Here is a 1,924-nt window from a genome sequence, read left to right as displayed (position 1 = left end):
CGGAGCGAATCTCAAAAAGCCGGTCTCAGTTCGGATTGGGGTCTGCAACTCGACCCCATGAAGTCGGAGTTGCTAGTAATCGCAGATCAGCATTGCTGCGGTGAATACGTTCCCGGGCCTTGTACACACCGCCCGTCACGTCACGAAAGTCGGTAACACCCGAAGCCGGTGGCCCAACCCCTTGTGGGAGGGAGCTGTCGAAGGTGGGACTGGCGATTGGGACGAAGTCGTAACAAGGTAGCCGTACCGGAAGGTGCGGCTGGATCACCTCCTTTCTAAGGAGCATCTAGATCCTGTAAGGGATCCAGAGCCACTACGTCGGCAAATGTTCGACGGTGGTCAGCTCATGGGTGGAACGTTGACTATTCAGTACCTGGTGGTTCAACCGGGTCGTAAGTACTGCCCCTCGGGGCGTGGAAAGCGAACCGGGTGAATTCCGGGTACTGGGCGCGCTGTTGGGTGTCTGAAGGTACGGCCGCAAGGTTGCCTTCAAACGCCGGCCCCAGTGAACTCGCTTGCGAAGGTGAGGTGATGGGTGGCTGGTCGTTGTTTGAGAACTGCACAGTGGACGCGAGCATCTGTGGCCAAGTTTTTAAGGGCGCACGGTGGATGCCTTGGCACCAGGAACCGATGAAGGACGTGGGAGGCCACGATAGGCCCCGGGGAGCTGTCAACCGAGCTTTGATCCGGGGGTGTCCGAATGGGGAAACCCGGCAGTCGTCATGGGCTGTCACCCGCTGCTGAACACATAGGCAGTGTGGAGGGAACGAGGGGAAGTGAAACATCTCAGTACCCTCAGGAAGAGAAAACAACCGTGATTCCGGGAGTAGTGGCGAGCGAAACTGGATGAGGCCAAACCGTATGCGTGTGATACCCGGCAGGGGTTGCGCATGCGGGGTTGTGGGATCTCTTTTTCATAGTCTGCCGGCTGTGAGGCGAGTCAGAAACCGTTGATGTAGGCGAAGGACATGCGAAAGGTCCGGCGTAGAGGGTAAGACCCCCGTAGCTGAAACATTGACGGCTCGTTTGAGAGACACCCAAGTAGCACGGGGCCCGAGAAATCCCGTGTGAATCTGGCGGGACCACCCGCTAAGCCTAAATATTCCCTGGTGACCGATAGCGGATAGTACCGTGAGGGAATGGTGAAAAGTACCGCGGGAGCGGAGTGAAATAGTACCTGAAACCGTGTGCCTACAAGCCGTGGGAGCGTCGCTGTGTGTGCTTGCACATGCAGTCGTGACTGCGTGCCTTTTGAAGAATGAGCCTGCGAGTTTGCGGTGTGTTGCGAGGTTAACCCGTGTGGGGAAGCCGTAGCGAAAGCGAGTCCGAATAGGGCGGTTGAGTAGCACGCTCAAGACCCGAAGCGGAGTGATCTAGCCATGGGCAGGTTGAAGCGGAGGTAAGACTTCGTGGAGGACCGAACCCACCAGGGTTGAAAACCTGGGGGATGACCTGTGGTTAGGGGTGAAAGGCCAATCAAACTCCGTGATAGCTGGTTCTCCCCGAAATGCATTTAGGTGCAGCGTCGTGTGTTTCTTGCCGGAGGTAGAGCACTGGATAGGCGATGGGCCCTACCGGGTTACTGACCTTAGCCAAACTCCGAATGCCGGTAAGTGAGAGCGCGGCAGTGAGACTGTGGGGGATAAGCTCCATGGTCGAGAGGGAAACAGCCCAGAGCATCGACTAAGGCCCCTAAGCGTACGCTAAGTGGGAAAGGATGTGGAGTCGCAGAGACAACCAGGAGGTTGGCTTAGAAGCAGCCATCCTTGAAAGAGTGCGTAATAGCTCACTGGTCAAGTGATTCCGCGCCGACAATGTAGCGGGGCTCAAGCGTACCGCCGAAGTCGTGTCATTCACATGTTGAGGGCTAACGCCTGTGTGGATGGGTAGGGGAGCGTCGTGTGCCGGGTGAAGCAGCCGCGGA

At 57.4% G+C, this 1,924-nt stretch carries 2 rRNA genes (both cut by a window edge); both read left to right on the top strand.

From position 1 onward, the window contains the following. A 16S ribosomal RNA gene (locus ACF08M_RS26505) occupies positions 1 to 275 on the top strand (it extends 1,446 nt beyond the left edge of the window). A 307-nt stretch (positions 276 to 582) separates the two neighbouring features. Continuing rightward, positions 583 to 1,924 (top strand): 23S ribosomal RNA (locus ACF08M_RS26500); it runs 1,495 nt beyond the window's last position. Together the 16S and 23S rRNA genes form the textbook arrangement of a ribosomal RNA operon.

The sequence above is a fragment of the Streptomyces sp. NPDC015032 genome (genome assembly GCF_043080425.1).
Lineage (GTDB): Bacteria > Actinomycetota > Actinomycetes > Streptomycetales > Streptomycetaceae > Streptomyces.
The sequence above is the reverse complement of the archived record's forward strand: the minus strand, read 5'-3'. Positions and strand labels throughout refer to the sequence as shown.